Here is a 22,474-nt window from a genome sequence, read left to right on the forward strand (position 1 = left end):
GATCAATATGCAATATAATCTTCCTCCGAACCCGTAGCAGCCCAATGCAGATAATCAGGAGCATTATCTTCCGCCTTGCATACAAGATACGAAGATTTTCCCATTGTTTCCGAAACGAGAACCATACCAAATCTTGAAGAAACACATGCAAATCCTTGTTCAACGTGAGCACTGACCCATTTGCCCTGAAGCGAATCATAGGCATAGGAAAACGATGTAAAATTCGCTTTTATCACTTCACCATCATGACCTTTTTCAATGCCATACAATTCCTGAAAAGTACCGTTCGGACAAATCCAGCCCGTATCTTTAGAGCACATGTAAGGTCTTTCAACATAGCGGCTCAAAGGATTTGTAACCTTCTTTACTTCCCCATCGTTCTTGTCAGAACATTCTCCAAGACCATTTGTCTGTCCGAACACATAGCCACTCAGCTTAGTAACAAGGTAATCTGTTTTAGGAATAGACTTTACCCATAAATTTCCTTCTATCATATCAGCATATTTCGTTTTAAACGTATCGATTTTTGCTGAATCCGTTTCAAGCATCCAGAACACAGCCGTATCAGAGCTCAACTGGCTAGAAAGCCTTGTATAGGGGATACGCGAAAGCATTTGCCATACGGCTTGAAGTTCCGCATCTTTTTCGTTCCCTTCAATTTGATTAGACAGTTTAATATCAAGTGAAGTGGACAACATATACTCCATAATTTCATGCTGAGCGGTTCTTTCAGCAGAATCAGAAGGTATTCCCTTTTTCATCAAATAGAGAATCCTGTTGTACTCCATATTTGTCATAAAATTCACATAGACAGAATCCACCCTGCTCAAGTCTGCAAAGCTCCAATATCCGCTTTTCGACATTTTATTCCTAACACACATTACAACATTAGACGATTGTAATTTGAGATTTTCAAATTTGAAGACATTCGGATACGTCACATATGTTGTAAATTCGCGACCGGTCCAAGAAGCACTAGAATCCAGTTCATACAAAGTCACTTCGTACTTGGTGCCACCCCTATCAATAGAATTATAATCTTCACTTGAAATAAAAGACGCAACTCCAACTAATTTGTTTAATTCATATTCAGGAGCGTTATCTTCGCTTTCGATATTAACACCTTTAGATACTTCACTACAGCCCATCAAAGCAAGCAAACAAAGCACTATTCCTAAAACATTCAGTTTCATATTCATCTCCCCTACTTCAATGGTTCCTGCTTTGGAAGGTTTTCATCGCATTCACTCATATCAACATCAGGCAAATAATATCCATAAGAATATTCGCATCGGTAGCACTTGCGCCCACTTTTTCCATAGCGATTTAACGTTTCTTTCGTACAAGCAAAGCCGACACCACTTTCGGCGGCACTAGCCTTAGTCCATCCAACAGAGCCGTCGTACATGCGCCCCCACTTGTAATAATCATCCGTACAATATGTTCCTTTAGTCAAGTGGCCCGGAAGCGTATCGCCCACAGAAGAGTTCAGAACAATCATGTCCAAATCATAGCATCCATTTCTAGGAAGGGTCCACCCTAATGTATCGCAATACAGGAACTGCGTCTTGTTAGATTCGGTAGCCTTGATTTCATGATAGTTTTCCGCAGAGCAGTTTCCGAGATTATACTTCTTCTGCCAGATGTTATTCAAGTATTCCTTAACTTTGTATGCATCGGTTTTATAGCCGAATCCAGGCACGAAATCATCGAACTTATCGCAACTTGAATTATGATTAAAATAATACGCATAGCTCCAATAAGTCGAGAACAGCGAATCCGTCAAAACATCTTCTTTCAACAAGTCGTCTAGTCCACCCGACCTCCACACATAAGTTTCGTTAAGGACATTTACTCCCAACAAGTAGTAATTGTAGTCCCGCAACGTCGAAAGATTCATCTTGCTAAAGTCTTCGTGCAGAGAATCGAGCAGGAACAAATCCGAAATTTCTTTTTGCAGCAAAGCCATCGACGAATCAAACGAAAGTCCACGATCAACATAGTGCTTTAAACGTTTCGCCTGCATATGCGTCAAAAGGTTCACGCTTATCGAATCGCCTTTACGAACATCCGCATAAGCTTCTAGAACCTTCCAGTTGGTCATCGGTTCTGTTTCATTCGCATCATAGCAATTGGAATAGAAATTGCCATTCACTTCAAGGTAAACATAGGGCTGTGTAAGTTTGACATTCTCAAGGGAAAAATGCCCAGAATAATCATCCACAAAACCATGGTACGCCACACCTGTTTGCGAAAGCGTGCTATCGACTTCACGCAAAACAACCTCAGTCATCGAATAACCACGCGTTCGATCAACATAACCGACGATGTTATGCGTCGTTTCCTTGGAATTTTCAATTTGCGGGAAATTACTCGAAGTTAAATTATCATCGGAGCAAGAGCATAACAAAGCGTTCACGCCAAAAACAGATACAATTATGGGGATTAATTTATTTTTTGCAGAAAAAATCATATTTCCAACTCACTTCTTATAAAATCAATAATAAAAAATTTGGTATTAAAAACAAGATAAAAAGTGCATAAAAAGAAAGGCGCCCCGAAGGACGCCCAGAACTGTTTTAGTTAAAAGATTTAGCACAGCGAAGCTACAATCTGCAACCCTCAAGGAAGGGTAGTAAACCAAAGCAGCTCGTTTCGGAATAAAACTCGGCTCAAAAGCCCTCGCTTCAATCCCTAAAAACAAATGTATTAAAAATTTAAGAAAATGGCAAGATGTTTGATAGTACAACTTGGAATGGTGCCAGAACCTGTAATCGGGGTCACATTGCCTAAAATTCCATTTTTTAGTAAATTTTAACGCATGAAATCAGTACCTATAACGCTCCTGACCGGTTACCTGGGAGCCGGCAAAACAACTCTCCTCAACTACGTTCTCAACAATCAGCAGGGCTACCACGTCGCCGTCATCGTAAATGACATTGGCGAAGTGAACATCGACCAGACTTTAATTGAAAAGGGCGGAAACATCACGAAGGAAGATTCGGGCAAGGTTGTCCCGCTTTCGAATGGTTGTATCTGCTGTTCGCTCAAGACCGACTTGATCGAACAAATCGCCGAACTTTTGGAAATGGGCAAGTTCGACTACATTCTCATCGAAGCTAGCGGCATCTGCGAGCCGATTCCTATAGCCCAGACCATTAGCTTTGCAGGTAGCCAGCTCCGCAGCAAAGACGGCAGACCTCTCCCCTGCCATTTGGACAACATCGTGGCAGTCGTTGACGTGCTCCGCCTCGCAGACGAATTTGCCGGTGGCGAAAAGCTCCTCGAAGAAGACCTCGAAGAAGAAGATATCGCAAACTTGCTCATCCAGCAGATTGAATTCTGCAACACGATTATCATGAACAAGGTCGACGCTCTCAGCAAGCACGACTTGGAACACGTGAAGGCAGTCGTGAAGGCTTTGCAGCCGACAGCCAAGATGATCGAGACGAACTACGGCAAGGTCGACATGAAGGACATTCTCGACACGAAGCAGTTCGACTTCAACAAAGTTGCCGAATCGAGCACTTGGGCAATCAAGCTCAACGAAGAAGGTCACGACAACGATGACGATGATGATGACGATCATGACGAACATGAACATCACCACCACGACCATGACGATGACCACGATGAGCATGAGCACCATCATCACGACCATGATGAACACGAACATCACCATGACCACGACGATGAAGACCACAGCCATTGCGACCATGAACATGGTGTTTGCCACTGCGGCCACCACCACGACAAGGACCATCCGCATGGTGACGAATACGGCATCAGCACGTTCGTGTTCGAAGACCACCGTCCGCTGAACCGCGAAAAGTTCGAAGCATTCCTCGATGACTATCCAACGAGCATCATCCGCACGAAGGGTCTCCTCTGGTTCAGCGACGAACGCAGTGAAAGCTACTTGTTCGAACAGGCAGGCAAGCAGGCCTCCGCCCAGAATTTTGGACGTTGGTTCGCCGCCGAAAGCAAGGCCGAACAACAGCGCATTCTCGAAGAAAATCCGCAGCTCCAGAAAATTTGGGACGAAAAGTACGGCGACCGCATCATCCGCCTGGTATTCATTGGCCAGCACATGGACAAGAAAAAGATTATCCAGGTGATGAAGGACTGCTTGGACGACTAATTATTGGTCAATAGTCATTGGTCATTAGTTATTAGAATGTAAGACGCGAATCCCTGCGACCGAAGTCGCGGGGATTTTTTCACCAACGGAGTTAAGCAGTTACATTTCTTCGATTTCTTGCATTTCAATAGCATCAACGTCTGGCGGGAGCGGATTTTTGGAGTCTTGTTTTGCACCAAGACGTTCCAGCTTGCGGCAGGACTGTACAATGCTTTGGCCCTTATCGTCAAGTTTTGCCATTCCCTTATTGTAGGCCTCCTGAGCCTTACCGAGAGCGGCACCGATTTCATCCATGTTTTTTACGAAAATGCCCACGCGCTTGAGCACTTCGTTCGCAAGTTCAAAGACCTTTTGCTGGTTTTGAGCCTGTTGCACTTGGCGCCAGGTCATTTTCACCATACGAAGCATCGCGTAAAGGGATTGTTCATCGGCGATGTAGACATTTTTTTCAAAAGCATCACGCCATAACGCATGATCTTCGGCAAGAGCTGTCCAAAGGGCTGCCGCTCGCGGCACAAACATCACGACAAAGTCCATTGTCTTCTTGGGAGCCTTGACATAGCTCGAATAATCCTTTACCGAGAGTTCATTTACGTGTTTGCGGAGGCTTTCGATATGCTTTTTCAAGAGAACTTTGCGCTCGTCAGGATTTTCTGCCTGCATATAGTCCATAAATGCAGCCATAGAAACTTTCGAATCAACGACAACTTCTTTGTACGGGTCCAAATGCACAATCACATCCGGGCGCAACATTGCATTATTCCCTTCAGCACGCACAACGTTACCGTTGGCATCACGGAGTGTTGCCTGCACATCAAAATGTTTCCCTTCCTCAAGACCAAGTGATTCCAGGACTTCTTCAAGAACGCGTTCTCCCCAATCGCCCTGAATTTTGCTATCGTGCTTAAACGCACGCACAAGTTCATTAGCAGCATTCTTGGTTTTGTCATTGGCATCAATGGACTGTTTCAAGACTTCCTTGAGTGAAGAATTCGCTTCGGTCTGTGCGCGGGTCGTGTCGTTCATGGTCTTTTCCATCTTGGCGATGGTTTCCTTGAGCGGGCTTACAAGCTGTTCCATGGTCGCATGACCGGATTCCGAGATCTGCTTTTCGCGCTGTTTAAGCATTTCTTCAGTAGAGTTCTTTGCTTGGGCATATAAGCGCTGCGACATTTCCGTAAAACGAGCATTTTGCTCATTTAGCGAAGATTGATGCACTCGTTCCATATCCAGCTTCATACTTTCTAGGCGCTTGGCACTCGCCTCTTTTTCATCGGCTAGAGACTTGGCAGCGGCGGCGCGCTCGTCAGCAATCCGCTTTTCAGCATCGGCTTTTACCATTTCAAGCTGTTTTTCGGTATTTTCTTTAAGTTCTGCGTTTTTAACAGTTTCTGTCGCGAGCTGGCTACGCAGCACAGCGACTTCCTTTTCCATTTCAACATTCGCCTGACGCGCAGCGGCTTCGCGCTGCGAGTTTCCATTACGGGCAAACAAGACGCCGATTACAATTCCGAGGACAGCGCAAATAATGGCTACGGCTATGGTCATGAAGATACTCCTTTTAACGTTTTATCAATATATCGCTATTTAAATGAAAAATGTCAAGTGTTTTTCAAGAAATAATGGATCCTACGCTCAACTGGCGAGATCCTTGACCTTGTCCCAGAGCTTGGCGCCAGCATTTTTCACAGACTTGAGACTTTTGCGAGCCTTTCCAAAAAAACTGTAATTATCAAGTTCGTCTTGCGCGGATTCATTGCCGACGTTTTCAGCGACATTCACAGGCTTGTCGCCTTCATTGTTTTCGACAGACGGATCAGCGCCGGCATCAACAAGCATTTTGACGATACGACCATTCGCATAACGCGCTGCAATATGGAGCGGACGGTTCCCATAAGCATCAACTCGGTTGACATTCGCATTTTTCTTGATCAAGAAAGCCACCAAATCCGTTCTGTTCCGCTGGATGGCGTAAGCAAGCGGCGTTTCGCCCGCATTGTCCATCGCATCCACTTTCGCGCCCTGCGAAAGGAGAACGTTCATCCACATCGCCCCATTCTGCATGCTCAAGGCGCGATGCATCAGCGTTTTTCCATTTGCAAAGACTCGATTCGCCGAGCCCACATCGTTTGCAAGCAAGAACTGCAACGATTCCTTTTTCTGGCCCATAAGAGCCTTTTCAACAGGCGCCATGCTTTTATATGGGAGCATCATATTGGCGCCCTTTGACTTCAGGAATTTCAGGGAGGACACGTCATTATTTTCTACAGCATAATGAATCGCTGCACAACCAGTGTATTTCGACACATAATTGATATTCGCGCCCAACTGCAAATAGGACTTTGCCAGGTCCAAATTACGATGTTTTACAGCAGCCACAAAAAGGCTATCTCTATAGGTATAGTCAAACAGGTATTTCGAGGTTTTGTTGTGGACAAAGGTCATGGGAGTCTGCGCAGAAGAGTTCTTATCATACACGGAAAGCCCAAACGACATCAGCTTTTGAGCGATCGCAAGATCGTTCTTCTTGACAGCCACGAAAAGTGCTGTTTCGCCCAAACGGTTCCTGGCGTGAATATCCGCACCCAATTTCTGCAATTCCGTAAACATCGTAAGATTGCGTGCAACCGCATAATGAATAAGCGGGACGCCATTTTCGTCCTTATCATTGACGCTTGCGCCATACCCAACAACTTCTTTCAGCAAATCAATATTACCCTTCTTGACAGCATCGAAAATCAACTGATTTTTGAGCCTGTAATGGTTCAAGAACTTTTTGTTCACCGCATTCTTCGTCAATTTTTCAGCAAGCACACCTGCATTATCCGGAGTATTCACGTCAAGACCAAGCGCAATGAGGTGTTTGAGCACAGGCACATTTCCGTTCACAGCTGCATAATGGAGCAAAGTATTGCCTTTTTCATCCGTGTAATGCAAGTCTGCGCCATTTCTATACGCAAGCTTTGCATCAAGCGCAGCAATATTCCCCGCCTTGATGGCGTTCTGGATTTGCTCCACCTTGGTATACGCATCCTGAAGCACAAGCAAACTCTGCTGCGTCTTGGCATAATTCTTCAAATGCTCATAGTTTTCCTGAATCCATTCATGCGGACGCGCCTGGACAAAAGGTTTCGCATAATAAGAGCATCCCGATTCAAGCGCAAGCTCCAACGGGGTACGCCCCATATTATCGGTCAACCGCTCATCAGCGCCATGATGCAACAACGTATCAATCAGCTCCGCAGAGCCAATCCTTACTGCATAATGCAAAGGCGCATCACCAACTGAGTCCTTGCTATTGACAAAGACTCCGTTATTCAACAAATCCGCAACGTACTTGGCGTCGCCCACGGCACAAGCGGAGAATAGCTTTTCCATTTTACGCTTAGGGTCTTTCGGAATGTAGCCGTTATCGTACAAGACAAAATAAGCCACAGAAATCAAAAGCGCAGCACCAATCAACGTAAAAAGCAAGCCCCAAAGTCTTACTCGACGGGCTTTTACCAAAGCAACCTGCGAATACATCGCTGTTTCACGCGCTCTCTGTTGCGTTGAATCGCGCTCACGCTGCAGAGTTGTAATCTGCTGAGTCAACCCGACAAGAGTCCCCTCCAAAGTCGGCACAACAACATTCTTGACAAGCCCCAATGCATACGCATACGAGTCAATCACATAATCGCTCATCACGCGATCAAGCCTGGAATTTTCGGCAAAAAACTGTTTCTGCTTGCGAATACAGAGGTTCAGGTCACTGCGATTGCTTGCAAAACCGAGCATAGAACTCCCCACGCCCAGCTGCTCCGCAAGCACTATTGACGAACGGTATTCATAAAACGACTCGCCAAGTTCATCAGCAAGCAACCCCCGCAATCTATGATCGCAGACAATGTCGTTACCATAAGTATTGACAAGCTGACGCATGATAATATGTAAGGGGCGCTTATTCATTTACTGTTCGTTTCCTTTTTTGTTGATGATCCCGGCAAGGCTCATGTCGTCCTTGCTGCCGTGCAAGCTCATATCGCTGAAGCCTTCGTCCATACGGGCGACCGCCTGCTCTTTACCAATATCTAAATACATTTGCAAAAGCCGCATATAGAACCGGTTCAGACATTCAGGAGCTACATCGTAATCGCCTACAGAATCCTCGATTCCATCGCTACACGCAAATACCGCAAACGGGAAATGCCCTGTACCGTCAAATGCGTAGCGGAACGAGTCCGCGGGATTCTTATCGCAAAGCGATGTCGTGTAGTTCAAGAAACACGTTGAATCCCACGGCACTGGCGGAGTCCAGTTTTCATAAGGCTCGGCGCTATCGTTCAGGCAAAGCAGTCTGCCATCGCCCACGTGAATCGCAAGCCAGCCCCACCGCGTCTGCACATAAGCCATCAGCGTTGAGCCATAAGCCTTCACCAAGTCGTTTTTGCCCAAGAGTTCCTTCTCAGCATCGGTCAGCGGGTTTTCTTGGGCGTCCTGCTGGATGGCGGCAACCCACTTTTCGCAAATTCGACGGCACACATCGCGGATTAGCTTTTCTTGCGGCTGGATATTCCCAATCTGTTGCTGATACAGCATTGCTTGCTCTTCGCGAAGCTTCGCTGTTTCGGATTTTTCCTCCGATTTTTCAGTCCAACAGGAATCCCCCACATCCGTGCGGGCTGTCACCGCCCCCGTCCGATTTCCAAGGAACTTGCGAGCATCTTCGGATTGCATGAACTGCATCAGTTCATCCTTTGCAATCCCAGCCGCAAGCCTTGCCCCAACATCACTCCGGACGTAAGACGGTGAACCATGCCCATCGCATACCACGATCAACTGGATTTCGCCATCATTATATTCTAGCGAAAAGTCCTGGCACGGGATATTTGCAGGCAAATGCTTCGCCCCGACTTTGCTCACCGCAAACGTTTCAGCATTTTGCATACACACCTCAGACTCCCTAGTTCCAGCCGGACCAGTCATTGGAACCGGAATTGGCCGTACTTGAACCCACATCGACTCCTGAAAGCGATGCATCGTTTGCAACCGTATTCGAAATTGACTGTGCGACAAGCTGGTTCTGCGTTACCATTGCAGCGCCGACAGATGCACTTTGGCTTGCCACCGTTGTCGCAGACACGCTGACCGTATGAATCATCTTCTTGAGCTGATCCACATTGTGAACCGTGATGACCGATTCCGAACTGCCCGTAAATTCCCGGAGCACGTCATTATTGGCATCGTCACCGATGGCGATAGCCACCTTCACACCAGCCTTGAACCAGCGATTCCCCTTGAGCTTTTCCAGCTTACGGACATAGCCATCCGTCGGAGCGCCGTCCGAAAGGAGGACAATGGCAGGTGCGCGGCACCCCGTCTTTTCGCCCATAAAACCATTAGACCTGGAAAGTTTAGCGTCCAATTCTGCACAGGCGCTACCAAACGATGTCGTACCACTTGCGCTCAAATCCTGCCACTGGAACTTTTCGGCTTCAAGCGGCTGTTCGTACATCCAATTGACAGCGCTACTGAACTCAAGCACGGCAATCTTGATTTGCGAATCGCCGCAATTCTTGGAGATGTCGCCCACATCGTCAAGAGCGTCACGAACCGCCGTATTGAGCGATGCAATCTTTGAACCGGACATACTGCCCGACGTATCCACCATAAAAATCAGATGCGTGACACGACGCGGGATCGGTTCCAACGCAAACGGGTCTTTTGTAGCCATATTCTATTCTCCTTTTATTCAATAACGGCAGTTTCGCCTTGATTTCCAAACTTGATCTTGTAACCTTTGCGGGCAGGCATGCCCTGACCATCCGCAACGACTCGCTGAGTGCCGTCCAAACACGTCACCGTCCAGGATTCGCCAGAATTATTGCAAAGCCCCACCTCATTGTTCTTGACGACGGTTCTGCCAACGACCTTGTCGTAATCGGTTGAGCAGTGGACTAGACATTCATGGAGCTTCTGCTCCATCATCAGCGGAATTTTAAACTTACCTACGCGCAACATTCTATAATCTCCAAATGACTTATCGCAGTAAGCACACTTTTTGTCAACACTATCCGGGTCCGCAAATGAAAATTTTCCGCATTTCGGGCATTTGACAAAATCCGCACGCACCTGCAGCAAAATATCGCGCCATTCCTTATCCTTCACGCGGAGGTCTCCGTTTTGCAGAGCCTCCTTACTGAACGTCTTGCAGAATGCATCGCGCAATACCTTCGGATAGATATCCCAACGGCGCATCACATTCTTATGCAGGCTCGGATCCGGCGCATTGCTCTTGTCGTTTGGATCCATAATAAATACGGCGTTATACCCCAAAAGTTGCCTTGCCATTTCCGGGTCGTTATCACACGGGCAAGAGAGATAACGTCTGCCTTCAAACGGACGGTTCATATAAATCAAGATGAACAGACAAACCGCAAGCGAATGGTAATCCGTCACTTTGCGCGGCCTAGACTTTCCTTCGACAATTTCGGGTGCCATATACCCCGCCTTGCCAAGAATGCCAAGGTCGTCGGTACCATCGGGAGCCACGTTATCGTTATCGCAAATCAGCACGTCACCCGTTTTAGGGTTAATAAAGAAGTTGCCATCGTTCATATCCTGGTAGCTATAACCGTCGCGATGCAGGTCCAAAAACGATTTCACAAGTTGCATACAGGCGTTCAGCTGGGCATTCACATCGGCAAAACGGGCAGTCACCAAGATGAACTTGCTCATGTCCACATAGCCTGCGGGGCGGATTTTCATCAAATAGCCAAATCCACCATTGGGGTCTTCGGCAACAGCCATCGGCCAAATAAAATGTTCGTTCGGCGTCTGGCGATTCGCATTGCGCTTCAGATTTTCACGGAAACGCTCACTCACCTTTTGCGTGTACCATTTTAACGCATACTCACTACCATTATAATTGACAGCGTAAACGATTCCCTGACCGCCACGACCCAATTCACGGACAACTTGACAAGTGTCACCGCCAGCGAGCGCGACCACATCCCCTTTTTTCAATTCGGACATAAAGCCTCCCAAAAATTTTTTCTTCATACTTATCGACTTGAGGGGGCTAAATGTCAAATTAATTTCAAGAAATAATGGAACCCGTCGCTACGCTTCAGGATGACAAGCGTCAGGATGACGAGCAATGACATTATAATAGGGGGTTCTGAAAAAAAATTTTCGGCAGGACCTCCGAATGTCATTATATGACAGTGCAAAAAATTATTTTTGGGAACGCTTTCAAGTTCACCTCATCCAAGGAGTCGCCCATGATGAACACCCACACCACCGCAAACGAAGTCATGAACCTCATTGACCTCGCCCAGCACACCAAAAATGGCAAGGAAGGTTCCGATGCCATCAACAAACTGTGGGACATCTTCGGCGACAAGGTCACCGGAATCACCATCAAGAAATCTTTTTCGCACGATTCCGACCATAGCATGCACGGCATGTCGGTCTACGAACGCCGTAACCAGCTCCAGGAACAGGCGTTTGACACATTCCGCAACGCCGTCTTGACATACGATGCCAGCACGAACGTGCCATTCATGGCTTACGTTTCGAAGAAAATCAACTGGCAGCAGCTTGACTTCAAGCGCAAGAACGCAAAGCACACCCATAACGAAAAAGCCACCGACTTTTCCATCGAAGGCGGCTCTTCCATCTCAATGGACGATCCAAAAAACGCAGAAATGCTGGAAACCATGAACCACATTGACTTGGAATCACCCATGGCAGGCCGTTTTGTCGAGGATTTTGAAAAGCAGTCATACCTCGATGACATGGTCCACGTTCTCTTCGGCAAGCTCCAGAACGAAAAGAAGCTTCTTGAATTCGCCACCACATACTATGAAGTATGCCAGGAAGAAGACAAGGACACCGATGCCGAAGTCGCCAAAAGGATGGGCTGCACCCGCTCTTACGCAAGCCAGCTCCACAAAAAGCTCATCGCATTCTTGAGCAACACCGATTTCGCCGACGACTGCCGCATGGCTCTTGCCGCATAAAAAATTTGATAAGAGAGGCTTTTTATAGCGTTTCACTATAAAAAGTCCCTTTTCAGAGTAGGTTTATAGGATTTTTCATTTTTTTTTAGAACTCCCCCTTGCCATGTGCAATTTTGATTGATATTTTTGTGTCATGATGAATTTCGTAACAAATGCAACTCTCAACCGTCGTTGGTGGCGCGGACTCTAACATAGAGCCCGGTATTTGTTACAAATCACCCAAGATTTTTAAGCAAAGGCTTCCGGACTCACGGAGGCCTTCCTTTTTACCGAAAATTGACGAAATCCTCCGGGAAATAAAGCCTTTGCGAAAGCAAACGAGTTTTAAAACTAGAGGATTAAAATGACTAAGATTACTCACATCACCGAACGCCCGGGTTACGCTCCGCGTACCGACAGCATTTACGTCGCTCTCCCCGGTGAACGTTACACCCCGTTTTCACTCGCCAAGAAGCTCGGCGCAAAGGCCATCTTCGAATCGGCAAGCTTTGACCACGGTCGTAGCCGTTATTCGACCTTGATGGTGGACGAAGGTTTTCGCCTGCGCCAGAACGACAAGAACGTAAGCATTGTCGTGGATGGCAAGGAAAGCGAATTCTTGGCTGAGGGTGATGGTGACATTCTCGACGCCTTGCTCAAGATTTCAGCCGAAAATACTGTGCCGCCCAACCAGATTCCTATTCCGTCTTCGGGCGTGGGCTACCTCGGCTACGAATTCTGCGCCCGTTGCGATACGATCCGCCTTGCTCCGCAGGTGGATGAACTCAACATTCCCGAAGCTGAATTTTTGGTCGGCCACATTTACATTGTATTCGACCACTTTACCGAAAAGCTACACTTGTTCGCCCTGAACTACGAAGAACACCAAATTGACCTGAAGGCCGCAATTGAAAAGGTGAAGGCTCGCCTTGCAGACCTTGACTTCAGCTACCTCGCTCCGGAAAAGCAGTACAGCAAGGGCATCACGATGACCGACCTCGAACAGTCCCGCAAGGAATACGTGGAAAAGGTCGCCGCTTTGCAGAAGCACATCGTGGCAGGCAACATTGTTCAGGCTGTGCCATCTCGCCGCATCCAGTTCGCAAGCGATATCGAAGCCCTCGACATTTACCGCCGCCTCCGTACGGTGAACCCGTCTCCGTACATGTTCTTCTTGGATTACGGCACGCACCAGTTCATCGGCGCATCTCCGGAAAGCTTGATCCGCGTGCGTGAAGGCATCGCCACCATCCACCCGATTGCAGGTACCCGCCGCCGCGGTAAGGACGACGCAGAAGACGAAGCATTGATGAAGAATTTGAAGGGCGATCCGAAGGAACGCGCAGAACACTTGATGCTCGTAGACCTCGCCCGCAACGACCTCGGCCGCGTTTGCGATGCCGGTACGGTCGAAACCACGAAGTACATGGAATGCGAAAAGTTCAGCCACGTGATTCACTTGGTCTCTGACGTGCAAGGCCGCGTTTCCAAGAACAAGAAGGCCATTGAAGTGCTGCGCTCCAGTTTCCCGGCAGGTACGGTGAGCGGCGCTCCGAAAATCAGCGCCATTGAAATTCTTTCTGGTCTCGAAAAAATCAAGCGTCGCTTCTACGCTGGCGCCGTGGGTTACATTGAATCGGACGGTGACTTGGATTTCTGTATTGCAATCCGTTGCTGCTTAAAGCAGGGCAAGACCATCAGCCTCCAGGCCGGTGGTGGCATTGTCGCGGCATCGAACGCCGACCGCGAATTTGAAGAAACGAATGAGAAACTGGGTGCCATCCGCGCCGTGCTCGAAGGAGAAAATTAAGATGATCATCATTATTGACAACTACGATTCTTTTACTTATAACGTTTATCAGGCTTTGGCCAAGATTACTACTGAAGAAATTCGCGTGCTCCGTAGCCGCGAATGCACCATTGCAGACATCGAAAAGTTGAACCCGAGCCGTCTCATTGTGAGCCCGGGTCCGGGTCGTCCAGAAGATGCAGGTATTTCCGTCGAAGCCATCAAGCACTTTGCAGGCAAGCTCCCGATTTTGGGCGTGTGCCTCGGCCACCAGGCTATCGGTTACGCCTTTGGCGCAAAGATTGTTCAAGCCAAGTTCATCAAGCACGGCATCGCCGAAGAAATCGACCTCGACGGCAAGGGACTTTTCCGCACCATCGGCAAGAAGAACATCTTCACGCGTTACCACAGCTTGGTCATCGACGAATCTACGCTCCCGGGCGATTTCGAAGTGACCGCCCGCGCAACAGACGGCGACATCATGGGTATTCGCCACAAGACGCTCCCGATTGAAGGCGTACAGTTCCACCCGGAATCCATCGCTAGCGGCCGCGCCGACGAATTCTTCAAGGCTTTCCTCAACTACCGTCGCGAACCGCTCGATATCCGCGGAATCCTGAACACGCTTACTGCAGGCAAGGATTTGACTCGCGAAACCGCCGAAATGTTCATGGAAGACTTGACGGACGGTATCATGGACGAACGCCAGATGGCCGCAATCCTTACCGCACTTTCCAGCAAGGGCCCTGTTGCCGATGAAATCGCCGGTTGCGCGAAGGTACTCAGCAGCAAGAAGCGCAAGTTCCCCTACAGCGGCGACGAACTCACCGATATCGTGGGTACCGGTGGCGACGGCAAGGGTAGCTTCAACGTGAGCTCTCTCTCCGGCCTTATCGCCGCAAGCTGTGGCGCCAAGATTGCCAAGCACGGCAACCGCGCGGTTTCGAGCAAGTCCGGTGCTGCCGACTTCTACACGGCTGCAGGTTTCAAGCTCGACATGACTCCGGAAAAGGCTGCAAGCGTCATTGACAAGACGAACTTTGTATTCCTCATGGCTCCGGTCTACCACAGCGCTATGCGTTTTGCAGGCCCGGTTCGTGGCGCACTCGGCGTGAAGACCATCATGAATTTGCTCGGCCCCCTCACGAACCCGGCCGAAGCTAAGTACCTCATGCTCGGCGTTTACAGCAAGTCGATTCTCGAACCGTTCACCAAGGCTGCAAAGTTCCTCGGTGCAAAGCGCGTGATGGTAGCCATCTCCGATGACGGCTACGACGAAATTTCTCCGTGCGTCCCGACGACCATTGCCGAAATCTTGGAAGACGGCGAGTATCGCGAATACCGCATTGACCCGAAGGAATTCGGCGTCCCGGCTGTGGACCCGGAAGACCTCGCAGGCGGTACGGGCGTGGACAACTTCAACCTCGCTCTCGACGTGCTGAACGGCAAGGGCCGCCCGGGCATCAAGTACGCTTGCGCATTGAACGCCGGTGCAGCGCTTTACATCAGCAACAAGGCTGCAAGCATCAAGGAAGGCTTCGACAAGGCGATTAAGGCTATGGAAGACGGCTCTGTGCTGAAGAAAATCGAGGAAGTCAAAGTCGCTACAAACGCGTAATGAGGTCGGTCGTGCTCGCTCCCTTTGGGGTATGAGCGCAGGCAACGTCCTTTGTGATAAGTGCTCCGAGAAATCGGGGTGCTTTTTTTATCAGATTAACATTGTAAAAATGGTTACAAACTACGCTTCTAACTGACTGCGAAGCACAACGATGTCTTCTAGAGAAAGATCCGTGGTTGCGGCAATTTCCTCATCGGAAAGTTTACCGAGCTCTATCATTTTCTTCGCAAATTCGCGATTTCTATCAGAAATACGTTCTTCAATCTTCGCGTTGATGTCATCCGCGAATTCCTTGAAGATTCCCCGTCTCATGGCGTTATGGTCCCAGACCTTGTGATACATATTCCGATAAACCTCGAATTCTTTCTTGTTGAAGTTAGATACTTTCGCGCTCTCTGTCAAGTTCTTGAACTTTCCCTCGTCCAATTCTTCGGGGAGTTCCTTGAGCCGGTTCAAATAGCGGAAGAAAAAGAGCCATTTGCTTAGGTCGCTTGATGTCTTTTCAATGAAAAACGGAACCTTTGAAAGTTCGATAGCAGTAAAATTGTAGGTATCCACAAGCTGTTCTCCGCTTTCCAAATCGATTACCGTCGCACGGTGGACGGCACGTTCGTCAGGGAAAACAGAGAAACGCGTCAGAGCGATCACGTAGGTCGGCTGGATGTCGTAATCCCAATACTGACCTGGTTCGGCCTGGTTCGCTACCATTTCGCTCGCGTAGAACGCAAGGCGCTTCATAAAGTTATCCACCTCGCGAATTTGCACTTCGATCTCGATGAGACTCCCCAAATCGTCCTTGCAATGCAGATCGAAAATCGCCGTGCGCGATGCTTTGCTGCCACTCAAGTTCTTCGCCACGCTGCGGGTCCATACATTTTTGATGGGCCGTTTGAGCTGCGGTTCCAGCAGGTCGTTCAGTAAATTAATGAGGTTGTTCCGGCTGGTGGGCTTATCCGGATCGAAGGCCTTCTTAAAGGCCAAATCCACTAGCAGGTTTGCATACGGGCTCGTTTCACCCGGCTTAACGATACAGTCCCTAAAGGACTTGCGTGCATTCATCTTTCACTCCTTCCGCCTACATGCTTAAAAAGGCGGGGCTTTAGTCATTTTCCTGTGTGCGCGAAAAACCACACTCTACACATTTGTACACTACAATATAAATTACGGAATGGCGGTTGTCAAGAGGTCTTAAAAGAAAGAGGACGATGCTTTCGCACCGCCCTAAATGTTTTCACAACGGAATAATCCTTATTGTGAATTGCTTTCAGATTATGAAAATAATATAGTTAAAATTTTTGATTTGTGACTGATTTTTTATGAAAAAATTAAAATAGCCAAAAAAAAATTCGCAAATGTCACAATATGACAAGAAGAAAGTTTATATTTATGAGTTTATGTTGTTTTACATCATTCTATAAATTTGGCGTTTTTGTTGAAATTTTGCGGTTTTTTGTCTTTTTCACTCAAAAAAATGTTACTTTAATAGAAGAAAAATAAAAAAAAGGTTTATTCATGAAAAAGATTCTTGGTTTGGATTTGGGAACCAATTCAATTGGTTGGGCTGTGGTGAATGCGGATGAAATCACTCGTGATGACGGATCACGTTACTTAAAACCTAACGGTATTTCTGCTGCGGGTAGTAGAATAATCCCAATGTCCGCAGATATTCTTGGCGATTTTGAGAAGGGTAACTCAATTTCACAAACTGCAGAACGAACTCGGATGCGAATGGCTCGTCGTTTGCACGAAAGAGCTCTTTTAAGACGAGAAAGACTTCTGCGTGTTTTAAACCTTTTGGATTTTTTGCCGAAGCATTTTGCTGATAAAATTGATCGCTATGGTAAATTCACTGACGATAGTGAGCCCAAATTAGCATGGCGCAAAAATACAGAAGGTAAATACGAATTCATTTTCCAAGACGCATTCAATGAAATGCTAGCCGAATTTAAAGACAAGCAACCAGAAATTGTCGAAGAAGGAAAGAAAATCCCCTATGATTGGACCATCTACTATCTTCGTAAAAAGGCTCTTGAGAAAGCTCTTTCAAAAGAAGAACTCTCTTGGATACTGCTCCAGTTTAACCAAAAGCGCGGTTATTATCAATTAAGAGGCGAAGAAGAGGAAATTCCTCAAGATAAGAAAATTGAATATTTAGCACAAAAAGTTGTTAAGGTAGAAGCAACCGATCAGAAGAAAGGCGATGATGTTTGGTACAATGTTTATCTTGAAAATGGAATGATCTATCGACGTACCAGTAAAGCACCCCTTGATTGGGAAGGAAAAGTCAAAGAATTTATTGTAACGACAGAAGTCGAAAATGACGGTGAAACACCGAAAAAAGATAAAGAAGGGAACATCAAACGCTCTTTCCGCGCGCCCAAAGAAGATGACTGGACTCTTCTTAAAAAGAAAACCGAAGCCGATATTGAAAATAGTCATAAAACTGTGGGCTGCTACATTTATGATTCGTTACTAAACAACCCAAAACAAAAGATTATTGGAAAACTAGTCAGAACTGTTGAAAGAAAGTTCTATAAAGAGGAATTGACTCAGATACTTAAGAAACAAGTTGAGCTCATCCCCGAACTCCGCGATGACAATCTGTACAAACAGTGTATTGAAGAACTCTACCCCATCAACGAGGCTCATAGAAATACTATTGCAAAGACCGATTTTGCAAATCTTTTCATTAACGACATTTTATTCTATCAGCGCCCATTAAAAAGTAAAAAATCCCAAATTGACAACTGTCCTTACGAAGAGCGCATTTTCATTGATTCAAAAACAGGCGAAAAGAAAAAAGTTCCCGTAAAATGCATTGCAAAATCAAATCCGTTATTCCAGGAATTTAGACTTTGGCAATTCATTCAAAATTTGAGAATTTACCAGCGAGAAAAAGAAATCGATGGTAAACTTTTAACAGATATTGACATTACAAGTGAATGCTTGAAATCTGAAGAAGATTATGTAAGACTTTTTGACTGGCTAAACGACAGAGAAACCATCGAACAAGAAGATTTATTAAAGCATCTCTTTAATACCAAAAAATCAAAAAATAAAGAAAACCCATATCGATGGAATTATGTAGAAGATAAGGTTTATCCTTGCAACGAAACTCGTGCCACAATTTTGAAAGGATTTTCAAAATGTGGTATTAATGCATCAGTTCTTTCGCCTGAATTGGAAATGGCTTTATGGCACATACTTTATTCCGTTGAAGATAAAAAAGAAATCGAAACAGCCCTGACTCATTTTGCACAAAAACAAGGCTGGAACGATGATTTTGCAAAAGTATTTTCCAAAGCGAAGCCTTTCAAAAAAGACTATGGCTCTTATTCAGAAAAAGCAATAAAGAAGTTGCTTTCTCTTATGCGAATGGGCAAATACTGGAACCAAGACAATATTGATAAAAACACTCTTGATAGGATTGATAAAATCATCAATGGCGAATATGATGAGAAAATCTCCAATAGAGTCCGTGATAACGCAATTAACTTAAAAGACATAAGTGATTTTAGAGGCCTACCGGTCTGGCTTGCCTGCTACATCGTGTACGACAGACATTCCGAAGCCAAAGATTGTACCAAATGGAATTCTCCCGAGGAAATTGATTCTTATCTCAAGAAATTTAAACAACATTCCTTACGTAACCCAATCGTAGAACAGGTTGTCACAGAAACTCTGAGAACCGTTCGAGACATTTGGATTCAGGAAGAACAAATTGATGAAATCCATCTTGAACTTGGACGCGACTTAAAAAATCCTGCCGATAAGCGCAAGAAAATGTCTGAAAATATCCTGAAGAACGAAAATACGAATTTGCGCATCAAGGCCATGCTAATGGAATTCATGAACCCCAGCATGGGCATTGAAAATGTTCGCCCGTATTCACCAAGCCAACAGGATATTCTGCGCATTTATGAAGAAAACGCTCTTGACAACCTAACTAAGGATGACAAGGACTTCGACTTTATTTCAAAAATTTCCAAACAGGCACAACCATCAAAAACAGATATTATCCGTTACAAATGTTGGCTCGAACAAAAGTATCGTTCCCCGTACACGGGTAAAACAATTTCGCTATCCAAGCTATTTACCCCGGCATACGAAATCGAACATGTTATTCCTCAGTCGCTTTATTTCGATGACTCTTTCAGTAACAAAGTTATTTGTGAAGCCGAAGTTAATAAACTTAAAGATCGCCAATTAGGATATAAATTCATTGCGGAACACCATGGAGAAAAGGTTCAATTAAGCCAAGGTGAAGTTGTCGAAATACTCTCCGTAGATGCTTATGAAAAATTTGTCAAAGAAAATTATGCGAACAATCGCATAAAGATGAAAAAATTATTGATGGAAAGCATCCCCGACGAATTCATAGAGCGTCAGTTAAACGATAGCCGCTACATCAGTAAAGTTGTTAAAGGACTTTTGTCAAATATCGTTCGCGAAAAGATTGACGATGAAAACTATGAACCAGAAGCAGTGTCCAAAAATCTTATTTCGTGCAATGGCGCTATTACAGACCGATTGAAGAAAGATTGGGGCATGAATGATGTTTGGAACAGCATTATTTTGCCAAGATTTATTCGAATGAACCAAATCACGGGAAAAGATTGTTTCACAACGACTAACGCAGAAGGTCATCTTATTCCACAGATGCCTTTAGAGCTTCAAAAGGGATTTAATAAGAAAAGAATTGACCATCGTCACCACGCAATGGACGCAATCGTCATCGCTTGTACAACACGAGACCATGTAAATCTACTGAATAACGAAGCCGCACATTCAAAATTCAATGCAACTAGGTATCAGTTACAACGCAAACTTCGGCGTTTTGAAAAGGCTGTAATTGACGGTAAGGAACGCGAAGTTGCAAAAGAATTCCTAAAGCCATGGGATTCATTCTCTTCAGATTCCAAGAATATTCTTGAAAATATTATCGTAAGTTTCAAGCAAAATCAGCGCGTGATAAACAAAACGACAAATGCGTTCCTGCATTTTGACGAAAACGGAAAGAAGACTTTTATAAAGCAAGGAAAGGGCGATAGCTGGGCAATTCGCAAATCCATGCACAAAGACACTGTTTTTGGGGAAATCAATCTGCGCAAAGTAAGAAGTGTTTCCTTAAATGAAGCAATAAAAGTTCCAGAAAGAGTTCTCAACAAGAAAATCAAAGAAAAAATCCTCGAATTAAAAAACAACAAGATTGACGCAAAGAACATCAAAAAATACATCGAAGAAAATCATACAGGCGGTTATGGAATAGATTCTTCAAAAATCGATGTATTCTATTTTACTAAAGAAACAAAGGAACGATTCTTCGCCACAAGAAAAACTCTTGACACATCTTTTAACCAAGCAAAAATCAAAGATAGTATCGCTGATTCTGGAATACAAAAGATTTTATTGGCTCATCTAAAAAGCAAGAACGGAGATGCAGAACAAGCTTTTTCTCCAGACGGCATTGATGAAATGAACAAAAACATCGTTGAACTAAACAATGGTAAATTCCATCAACCAATTCTAAAGGTGCGCGTTTACGAAAAGGCGGATAAATTTGCTGTTGGACAAAAAGGCAATAAGAAAGTCAAATTTGTCGAAGCCGCCAAGGGAACGAACTTGTTCTTCGCCATTTTCGAAAAAGACGGAAAACGCTCGTATTTGACTATTCCTCTAAACGTAATGATTGATTGCCAAAAACAGTATGGTAATCAGTGGAAAAATAATATTGAAGCTTATTTAAAAGAAAAGGAACTTGTCGAGAAGGACGTTAAGCTCCAGTTTATTCTTTCACCAAATGATTTGGTATATCTGCCAACAGAAGGGTCTATTGACAAAAAGCGTATATATAAAGTTGTTTCCTTTACAAATAATAGACTGTATGCCATTCCATATGCCATAGCCAAAAGTATTGTAGACAAGAACGAATTCACTCAATTAAATAAAATTGAATTTACCGACAACAAAGAGTCAATTAAAGATGCATGCGTTCCTGTAATAATAGACAGACTTGGCAACGTAATCGAATTTAACGGAAAACGATTATGATTAAGCGTACTCTGTATTTTGGGAACCAGGCTTATTTAAGTCTCAAGGACAACCAGCTTGTCATTAAGAAACGCAATGATGAAATCGTCACCGCAGCTATTGAAGACATTGCTTACATTGTTCTTGATTCGCCTCAAATTACAGTGACAAACGCTTTACTCGGGGCTTTGCTAGAGAACAACTGCGCGATAATAAACTGCGATAAGACGCATCTACCCTCAGGCTTACTCCTTCCCCTTTCAGGGAATACCCTGCAAAGCGAAAGATTCCAGGCTCAGATAGATGCATCGCTTCCATTAAAAAAGCAACTATGGCAACAAACGGTCCAGCAAAAAATTTTAAATCAGGCTGCCGTTTTGCATGGTTCTCATGACGCTGAAATTGGAAATATGACGGCATGGGCAAATTCCGTGCGAAGTGGAGATGTTGATAACAGAGAAGCTGTTGCCGCAGCTTACTATTGGAAAGAAATGTTCCCCGATATTCCTGATTTTGTTCGTGACCGAAATGGAGTACCGCCAAATAATATGCTCAATTATGGCTATGCCATTTTACGCGGTGTGGTTGCAAGGGCTTTGGTTTCGAGCGGACTTTTACCGACTTTGGGAATACACCACCATAATCGTTACAACGCCTATTGTTTAGCAGATGACATAATGGAGCCGTACCGCCCAATCGTAGACAAACTAATTTTAGAAGTTATTAACGAAATAGAAGAATATCCTACTGATCTTTCTACTGAAATAAAGGCTAAACTTTTAAGAATCCCTGTACTTGATTGTGTTATTGATGGGAATCGAAGCCCGTTGATGAATGCCGTTTCAACAACTACAGCTTCGCTTGCCAAGTGTTATTTAGGAACAACAAGGAAATTGCTCTATCCGGAGGTGTAG

The 22,474-nt window shown here is 45.4% G+C and carries 14 protein-coding genes; 6 read left to right on the forward strand and 8 right to left on the reverse strand.

Going from position 1 to position 22,474, the window contains the following annotated elements; all coding sequences use genetic code 11:
• Nucleotides 1-2 precede the first annotated feature (2 nt).
• Together FSU_RS02535 and FSU_RS02540 are read right to left on the reverse strand one after the other, a co-directional pair.
• Nucleotides 3-1,193, reverse strand: coding sequence for a hypothetical protein (locus tag FSU_RS02535; RefSeq protein ID WP_157747920.1), 1,191 nt, complete (start codon nucleotides 1,191-1,193; stop codon nucleotides 3-5).
• Nucleotides 1,194-1,204: 11 nt separating this feature from the next.
• Nucleotides 1,205-2,473, reverse strand: a complete 1,269-nt coding sequence (locus FSU_RS02540) for a hypothetical protein (protein ID WP_012819973.1) — start codon at nucleotides 2,471-2,473, stop codon at nucleotides 1,205-1,207.
• A 348-nt stretch (nucleotides 2,474-2,821) separates the two neighbouring features.
• Here FSU_RS02540 and FSU_RS02545 point away from each other — a divergent pair, with 348 nt between their 5' ends.
• Nucleotides 2,822-4,141, forward strand: coding sequence for a CobW family GTP-binding protein (locus tag FSU_RS02545; protein WP_012819974.1), 1,320 nt, complete (start codon nucleotides 2,822-2,824; stop codon nucleotides 4,139-4,141).
• Nucleotides 4,142-4,240: 99 nt separating this feature from the next.
• Here FSU_RS02545 and FSU_RS02550 read toward each other — a convergent pair whose 3' ends face one another.
• The 5 genes from FSU_RS02550 to FSU_RS02570 form a co-directional block, all read right to left on the reverse strand.
• On the reverse strand, nucleotides 4,241-5,689 hold the full coding sequence (locus tag FSU_RS02550; RefSeq protein WP_012819975.1) for a DNA recombination protein RmuC: 1,449 nt from the start codon (nucleotides 5,687-5,689) through the stop codon (nucleotides 4,241-4,243).
• A gap of 87 nt (nucleotides 5,690-5,776) precedes the next feature.
• The gene (locus FSU_RS02555; protein WP_012819976.1) at nucleotides 5,777-8,089 is read right to left on the reverse strand and encodes an ankyrin repeat domain-containing protein; all 2,313 of its coding nucleotides are present in this window, start codon (nucleotides 8,087-8,089) and stop codon (nucleotides 5,777-5,779) included.
• Entirely contained in the window at nucleotides 8,090-9,067 is a 978-nt protein-coding gene (locus FSU_RS02560; RefSeq protein ID WP_012819977.1) for a protein phosphatase 2C domain-containing protein, read from the reverse strand.
• A gap of 16 nt (nucleotides 9,068-9,083) precedes the next feature.
• Nucleotides 9,084-9,854: a vWA domain-containing protein gene (locus FSU_RS02565; RefSeq protein ID WP_012819978.1), complete on the reverse strand. Its 771-nt coding sequence runs from the start codon at nucleotides 9,852-9,854 to the stop codon at nucleotides 9,084-9,086.
• A 14-nt stretch (nucleotides 9,855-9,868) separates the two neighbouring features.
• Nucleotides 9,869-11,155 carry a protein kinase domain-containing protein gene (locus FSU_RS02570; protein WP_012819979.1) on the reverse strand — a complete coding sequence of 429 codons (1,287 nt, stop codon included), beginning with the start codon at nucleotides 11,153-11,155 and terminating at the stop codon, nucleotides 9,869-9,871.
• Nucleotides 11,156-11,403: 248 nt separating this feature from the next.
• On the opposite strand from FSU_RS02570, the gene FSU_RS02575 reads away from it, so the two are divergent.
• The 3 genes from FSU_RS02575 to FSU_RS02585 all read left to right on the forward strand — a co-directional run bounded on the left by FSU_RS02575 (nucleotide 11,404) and on the right by FSU_RS02585 (nucleotide 15,530).
• Nucleotides 11,404-12,144: a sigma-70 family RNA polymerase sigma factor gene (locus FSU_RS02575; RefSeq protein WP_012819980.1), complete on the forward strand. Its 741-nt coding sequence runs from the start codon at nucleotides 11,404-11,406 to the stop codon at nucleotides 12,142-12,144.
• Between the two features lie 343 nt (nucleotides 12,145-12,487).
• Nucleotides 12,488-13,933, forward strand: a complete 1,446-nt coding sequence (locus FSU_RS02580; RefSeq protein ID WP_012819981.1) for an anthranilate synthase component I — start codon at nucleotides 12,488-12,490, stop codon at nucleotides 13,931-13,933.
• A 1-nt stretch (nucleotide 13,934) separates the two neighbouring features.
• Nucleotides 13,935-15,530: a bifunctional anthranilate synthase component II/anthranilate phosphoribosyltransferase gene (locus FSU_RS02585; protein ID WP_012819982.1), complete on the forward strand. Its 1,596-nt coding sequence runs from the start codon at nucleotides 13,935-13,937 to the stop codon at nucleotides 15,528-15,530.
• A gap of 120 nt (nucleotides 15,531-15,650) precedes the next feature.
• Here FSU_RS02585 and FSU_RS02590 read toward each other — a convergent pair whose 3' ends face one another.
• On the reverse strand, nucleotides 15,651-16,589 hold the full coding sequence (locus tag FSU_RS02590) for an Rpn family recombination-promoting nuclease/putative transposase (protein WP_012819983.1): 939 nt from the start codon (nucleotides 16,587-16,589) through the stop codon (nucleotides 15,651-15,653).
• Nucleotides 16,590-17,042: 453 nt separating this feature from the next.
• On the opposite strand from FSU_RS02590, the gene cas9 reads away from it, so the two are divergent.
• Together cas9 and cas1 are read left to right on the forward strand one after the other, a co-directional pair.
• A complete protein-coding gene (gene cas9, locus FSU_RS02595) occupies nucleotides 17,043-21,581 on the forward strand; it encodes a type II CRISPR RNA-guided endonuclease Cas9 (RefSeq protein WP_012819984.1) in 4,539 nt (1,512 codons plus the stop codon).
• Entirely contained in the window at nucleotides 21,578-22,474 is an 897-nt protein-coding gene (cas1, locus tag FSU_RS02600; protein WP_012819985.1) for a type II CRISPR-associated endonuclease Cas1, read from the forward strand. Before cas9 ends, cas1 begins: the two co-directional genes overlap by 4 nt.

Source organism: Fibrobacter succinogenes subsp. succinogenes S85 (genome assembly GCF_000146505.1).
GTDB lineage: Bacteria > Fibrobacterota > Fibrobacteria > Fibrobacterales > Fibrobacteraceae > Fibrobacter > Fibrobacter succinogenes.